The sequence below is a fragment of the Amycolatopsis thailandensis genome (assembly GCF_042723255.1).
GTDB lineage: Bacteria > Actinomycetota > Actinomycetes > Mycobacteriales > Pseudonocardiaceae > Amycolatopsis > Amycolatopsis thailandensis.
The window spans coordinates 1-6,206 of the sequence record NZ_JBHXJK010000249.1 but is presented as its reverse complement, the minus strand read 5'-3'; the positions used below and the strand labels follow the sequence as shown (position 1 = coordinate 6,206).

At 68.8% G+C, this 6,206-nt stretch carries 6 protein-coding genes; 2 read left to right on the top strand and 4 right to left on the bottom strand.

The features are described 5' to 3' along the window. Positions 1–247: 247 nt before the first annotated feature. Both groL and groES read right to left on the bottom strand, forming a co-directional pair. Positions 248–1,861, bottom strand: coding sequence for a chaperonin GroEL (gene groL / locus ACFWMR_RS42285; RefSeq protein ID WP_093935082.1), 1,614 nt, complete (start codon positions 1,859–1,861; stop codon positions 248–250). A gap of 99 nt (positions 1,862–1,960) precedes the next feature. After that, positions 1,961–2,254 carry a co-chaperone GroES gene (gene groES, locus ACFWMR_RS42280; protein ID WP_007031106.1) on the bottom strand — a complete coding sequence of 98 codons (294 nt, stop codon included), beginning with the start codon at positions 2,252–2,254 and terminating at the stop codon, positions 1,961–1,963. A gap of 293 nt (positions 2,255–2,547) precedes the next feature. Between groES and ubiA the strand changes: the two genes are divergently transcribed. Continuing rightward, a complete protein-coding gene (gene ubiA / locus ACFWMR_RS42275) occupies positions 2,548–3,411 on the top strand; it encodes a 4-hydroxybenzoate octaprenyltransferase (protein WP_378382456.1) in 864 nt (287 codons plus the stop codon). Between the two features lie 33 nt (positions 3,412–3,444). On the opposite strand, the gene ACFWMR_RS42270 is transcribed toward ubiA, so the two are convergent. Both ACFWMR_RS42270 and ACFWMR_RS42265 read right to left on the bottom strand, forming a co-directional pair. Then, a complete protein-coding gene (locus tag ACFWMR_RS42270) occupies positions 3,445–3,960 on the bottom strand; it encodes an HAD family hydrolase (RefSeq protein ID WP_378382455.1) in 516 nt (171 codons plus the stop codon). Beyond that, positions 3,957–4,106, bottom strand: a complete 150-nt coding sequence (locus tag ACFWMR_RS42265) for a hypothetical protein (RefSeq protein ID WP_378382454.1) — start codon at positions 4,104–4,106, stop codon at positions 3,957–3,959. The genes ACFWMR_RS42270 and ACFWMR_RS42265 overlap by 4 nt, the downstream gene beginning before the upstream one ends. Positions 4,107–4,248: 142 nt before the next feature. Here ACFWMR_RS42265 and ACFWMR_RS42260 point away from each other — a divergent pair, with 142 nt between their 5' ends. Then, positions 4,249–6,144, top strand: coding sequence for an N-acetylmuramoyl-L-alanine amidase (locus ACFWMR_RS42260; protein WP_378382453.1), 1,896 nt, complete (start codon positions 4,249–4,251; stop codon positions 6,142–6,144). Positions 6,145–6,206 lie beyond the last annotated feature (62 nt).

Below are 6,206 nucleotides of genomic sequence, written 5' to 3'. Positions count from 1 at the left end.
GTTTAGCCCCCTAATCGCGATCTGCCCGGGTCCCGCTCGCCCGCCCACCGGATCGCGTTTAGCCCGCGAAAGTCGAGTCCGCCCGGTCGCGCTCCCCGCCGCCCCGGATCGCGATTAGGGGGCTAAACGCAGGTCGGCGGCAGGGGCCCCAGATCGCGGTTAGCCCGCGAAAGTCGCTCCGGCGGGGCCGGGACAGCAAAGCGGGGCGGCACTCCGGATGGAGTACCGCCCCGCTTCGGGGGTGGAACTAGTGCGCGTGGCCGTGACCGGCCGCGGCAGGCTCCTCTTCGGCCGGCTTCTCGACGACGGAGCTCTCCGTCGTGAGCACGAGCCGGGCGATGGAAGCGGCGTTCGCCACCGCGGACCGGGTCACCTTGACCGGGTCGACGATGCCGGCGGCCAGCAGGTCGGTGAGCTCACCGGTGGCGGCGTTGAAGCCGTGCCCCCAGTTCTGCTCCTGGACCTTGTTCACGATGACCGCGCCCTCGTGGCCCGCGTTGGTCGCGATCCAGAACAGCGGGGCGGACAGCGCGTCGCGGACGATGCGCACACCGGTCGCTTCGTCGCCCTCGAGACCGAGGCCGCCGTCGAGCTCCTTGACCGCGTGCACGAGCGCCGAGCCGCCGCCGGGCAGGATGCCCTCTTCGACGGCCGCCTTGGTCGAAGCCACGGCGTCCTCGATGCGGTGCTTACGCTCGTTCAGTTCGGTCTCGGTGGCCGCGCCGACCTTGATCACCGCGACACCGCCGCCGAGCTTCGCCAGCCGCTCCTGCAGCTTTTCGCGGTCCCAGTCGGAGTCGGTGTTCTCGATCTCCTTGCGGATCTGCGAAACGCGCCCGGCGATGTCGTCCTTGGTGCCGGCACCGTCGACGAGCGTGGTGTCGTCCTTGGTGACGACGATCCGGCGCGCGTTGCCCAGCTGGGCCAGCGTGGTCTCGGACAGCTTGTGCCCGATCTCGGCCGAGATGACCTCGCCGCCGGTGACGACCGCGAGGTCGTCCAGGAACGCCTTGCGGCGGTCACCGAAGAACGGCGCCTTGACCGCGACGGCGGTGATCGTCTTGCGCAGCGAGTTCACGACGAGGGTCGACAGCGCCTCGCCGTCGACGTCCTCGGCGATGATCAGCAGCGGCTTCTTCGCCTCGACGACCTTCTCCAGCACCGGGAGCAGGTCGGCCAGGGCCGAGATCTTCTCGCGGACCAGCAGGATGTAGGCGTCCTCGAGGATCGCCTTCTGCTCCTCCGGGTTGGTCGCGAAGTGCGCCGACAGGAAACCCTTGTCGAACTGCACACCCTCGGTGATCACGAGCTCGGTCGCCAGCGTGGACGACTCCTCGATCGTGATGACGCCGTCTTCGCCGACCCGCTCGACGGCCTCGCCGAGCAGGGCGCCGATGGCCGCGTCACGCGAGGTGACGGTGCCGACCTGGGCGATGTTGTCGCGGCCCTTGACCGGGGTCGCCTTCTCCTTGAGGACCGCGATGACCTTCTCCGCGGCGGCCTCGATGCCGCGGCCGACGGCGGTCGGGTTGGCACCGGCGGCGACGTTGCGCAGGCCGACCTTCACCAGCGACTGCGCGAGCACGGTCGCGGTCGTGGTGCCGTCACCGGCGACGTCGTTGGTCTTGGTGGCGACGCTCTTGGCGAGCTGGGCGCCGAGGTTCTCGAACGGGTCGTCGAGCTCGATCTCGCGAGCGACGGTGACACCGTCGAGGGTGATGGTCGGGCCACCGAACTTCTTGTCGAGCACGACGTGGCGACCGCGCGGGCCGAGGGTGACCTTGACCGCGTCGGCGAGCTTGTTCACCCCGCGCTCGAGCGCGCGACGAGCGTCCTCGTCGAAACTGATCTGCTTGGGCATGCCTGTTCCGCTTACCTTCCAGTCTTACTGCTCGGGAAACACGAACGCCCCGTTCCCCGGCAATGCGGGGCCCGGGGCGTCATGCGCTGAGAGCGGACGTCAGTTGATGACGGCCAGCACGTCGCGGGCGGAAAGGATCAAGTAGTCCTCGCCGTTGTACTTCACTTCGGTGCCGCCGTACTTGGAGTAGATGACGACGTCGCCGACGGAAACGTCGAGCGGGACGCGGTTGCCCTTGTCGTCGATGCGGCCCGGGCCAACGGCCAGAACCTTGCCCTCCTGGGGCTTCTCCTTGGCGGTGTCGGGGATGACGAGGCCGGAAGCGGTCGTCTCCTCGGCCTCACTCGTCTGGACAACGATCTTGTCCTCGAGCGGCTTGATGTTCACGCTCACCGGGTTGACCTCCACGGTCGTCGAAAGCGTTGGCAGGATGAGTTACGGCTCCTACCACCCCCGCCGTCGCGGGTGCCGGGGCGTGTTCGGGCCGTGCAATTAGCACTCTAGCCATGTGAGTGCCAGCTTCGCAAGGAGGGTCCGGTCACCTTGTCTCCGAGCGCCTGACCGGCCCTTTTCCCGCAGGGCGTGCCCGTCTGATCAGGGCCCCTTGGCTCCGAGTGCCGAATTCGGACCGCATACGCCGATGCGCCCCTACCTTCGGATCGACGCATGCCGGAGGGGAAGAAACGATGTCGCCGCTCCTCGCGCGGAACAAGCTGCCCGTGTACCTGCGGCTGATGCGGGCGGACAAGCCGATCGGCGCGCTGCTGCTGCTCTGGCCGACGCTGTGGGCGCTGTGGATCGCCGGTCCGCCGTCGCCATGGATCGTCGCCGCCTTCGTCGCCGGGGTGTGGCTGATGCGCGCGGCGGGCTGCGTGGTGAACGACTACGCGGATCGAGGATTCGACGGTCACGTCAAGCGCACCGCGAATCGTCCTCTGCCCGGTGGCGCGGCGACGGGCACGGAGGCGCGCTGCCTGTTCTGCGTCCTGGTGCTGCTTTCCTTCCTGGTGGCCACGACGCTCAACCTGTTGACGGTCGTGCTCTCGGTGGTGGCACTGGCGCTGGCGTGCGCGTATCCCTTCGCGAAGCGCTACACGCATCTGCCGCAGGTGGTGCTGGGCGCGGCGTTCGGCTGGTCGATTCCGATGGCCTTCGCCGCCTCGGCGGGATCCCTGCCGCCGGTTTGCTGGCTCCTGTTTCTCGCCAACCTCTTGTGGGTCGTCGCGTACGACACCCAGTACGCCGCAGTCGACCGGGACGACGATCTGAAGATCGGCGTGAAGTCCACGGCGATCCTGTTCGGCCGTCACGACAGGCTGGCCATCGGCGTCCTGCAAGGCGCGATGCTGGTGCTCATGGTGGTGGTCGGCCGTGTGGGCTCGCTCGGCTGGGAGTTCGACCTCGCCGTCGTGGTCGCGGGCGCGTTGTTCGTCCACCAGGGCAGGCTGACCACGAGTCGCGAGCGGGACGGCTATTTCCGGGCGTTCATGAACAACAACCTGGTCGGCATGGTGCTCTTCCTGGGCTTCCTGGCAGCGGATCGCGTTTAGCCCGCTAAACGCAGGTCGGCGGCCGGAGCGCGATTAGGGGGCTAAACGCAGGTCGGCGAGGGTGGGCACCAGGGCATCGGGGTCGAGGGCGGCGAGAGTCCGGCGCTTGGCGGGCGTCGTCGCGAGAGCGACCGAAGCGACTCCGGCGGCGCGAGCGGCCAGGACGTCAGCGGCCGAGTCCCCGACCATCACGCACTGGCGAGGCGAAGTACCGAGAGCCTTCACAGCGGCTTCGAGGAGTGCCGGATGAGGCTTCAAGCGCGCGGGGTCACTCGTCGTCCGGGCGCTGATCCGGCGGACGTCCTCGGCGAGTTCGTGCAGCCCCAGGAAGGACCTGATCGCGTCGACGGAGTTGTTGCTGACGATCGTCACCGTGAACCCCTGCGCGCTCCACTCGCGGAGCACCTCCGCGACGCCGGGAGCCGGCAAAACCTGCGCGACGGCCTCGCCTTCCAACCGGCTGAGCTGCCGCTCCACGACGTACTCGGCGTTCGGACCGCACGAGGCCGCGTACCGGAGCACGTCGAACGGATCGGCGGAAGCTCTCACCTCCGCGGGCAGATCGGGTTCGACGAGACGCTTGGCCTGTCCGCCACCTCGCTCGCCGGAAACCTGGCGAACACGTCGCACACCGGACCGTCGAAGTCGAGGAAGACGTGGTCCTTCTCCCGCAGAAGCTCCTTCGCCCCAGTCATGCCCCCACCTTGCCACCGACCTGCGTTTAGCCCCCTAATCGCGATCTGCGGGGACCTTACGGAAGGGGCGGGTTTCTGGTTAGGTTCCGACCATTGGGGTCGGTCCTGTTCAGCCAGACCTAGTCACTGGGGGTATACGCCCATGCCGCGTCCCTTCCGTCCCGTCACCCTCGAGCCGCTCCGGCGCCGGTCCAAACGGACCGCCGGGCTCGCGGTCCTCTCTCTCGCCGCCGGGCTCCTCGCCGCCGTCCCCGCCGAAGCCGCTCCGGCGGATCAGCAGCGACAACGCGACTTCGCGGCCGCCGCGCGGGAATTCGGCGTCCCCGAGCACGTCCTGCTCGGCGTCTCTTTCCTGGAGTCGCGCTGGGACTTCAACGCCGGCACCCCGAGCACGTCCGCCGGTTACGGCCCGATGCACCTGACCGACCTGCGCGAAGCGGGCGCAGGTACGCATCACGACGAAGGCGGGGAGGACCCACGCGGCGACGAAGCCCGCCAGCCGAAGCTCCCTGTGACCCCGGCGCCGAAGCCGCCTCCCCCAGGTCTCCAGACCATCGACGAGGCGGCCGCGCTGATCGGCCAGAACGTCACGACGCTGCGTACGGACACCACGCAGAACATCCGCGGCGGCGCCGCTCTGCTGGCGAAGTACCAGCGCGAAGCCGGCGACTGGCACGCCGCCGTCGCGCGCTACAGCGGCGCGAAGGACGAAGCGGGAGCCCGCTCCTTCGCCGACGAAGTCTTCGACACCATCTCCAAGGGCGTCAGCCGCAAGACCGACGACGGCCAGAACGTCACCCTCGCCGCCACGCCGGTGAGCCCCGCACGCGCACAGACCGAAGACGCCAAAACCGAATGCCCGAAGAAGGTCTCGTGCCTTTCGGTCCCGGCGCCGTACCAGGAGCTGCCGAACAACGACTACGGCAACCACGACAAGGCGGACCGGCCGAAGAGCCAGAAGGTCGAATACATCGTCATCCACGACACCGAGGGCTACTGGGACACGGCGATGGACCTGGTCCGGGACCCGACGTACGTGAGCTGGCACTACACGATCCGCTCGTCCGACGGCCAGATCGCGCAGCACGTGCCGACCAAGGACGTCGCCTGGCACGCGGGCAACTGGTACGTCAACGCGAAATCCGTCGGCATCGAGCACGAGGGCTTCGCCGCGAAGGGCACTTGGTACACGGAGGCGATGTACCGCACCTCCGCGAAGCTCGTCGGCTACCTCGCGCGGAAGTACGACGTCCCGCTCGACCGCGCGCACATCATCGGCCACGACAACGTCCCTGGCACGATCCCGTCGACCATCAAGGGCATGCACTGGGATCCGGGCCCGTACTGGGACTGGTCGCACTACTTCGACCTGATGGGCGCGCCACTGACCGGCTTCGGCCGTCCAGGTTCGCCGCTGGTGACCATCACGCCGGACTTCGCCACGAACCGGCCCGCGTTCACCGGCTGCGAGGGCGGCGGAAAGCCCTGCCCGGCGAGGGGGTCCGGTTCGGTGGTGCTGCGCAGCGAGCCGAACGACGCGGCGCCGCTGCTCAAGGACATCGGCCTGCGCCCGGACGGTTCGGCCAGCACGATGGACGTCTCCGACATCGGCAGCCGGGCGGAGACCGGCCAGCGGTACGTGGTCGCCGAGCGGCGCGACGGCTGGACGGCGATCTGGTATCTCGGCCAGAAGGGCTGGTTCCGCGACGCACGCGCGACGAGCCCGGCGTTCGGCCTGGTCGTGACGCCGAAGCCCGGTCTGGCGACCGTCCCGGTGTTCGGGCGCGCGTACCCCGAGGCGGAGGCGTATCCGGCGAACGTGCCGGTACAGCAGGTCGTGCCGCTGCCGTACACGTTCTCGGCCGGACAGCGGTACTCGCTCGGCAACGTGGTCGGCTCCGAGTACTTCTCGGCGACGACGTTCGACCCGGCGAACCATGTGGTCGTGAAGGGCAAGACGCGGTACGTGCAGATCCAGTTCGGGCACCGCATCGCCTTCGTGAAGGCGGACGACGTCCGGATCCTGCCCACCTTCTGACCCCGCGCCCGGATCGCGTTTAGAGGGGTAAAAACCATCCGGGCGCGGGGCAGGAGTGCAGG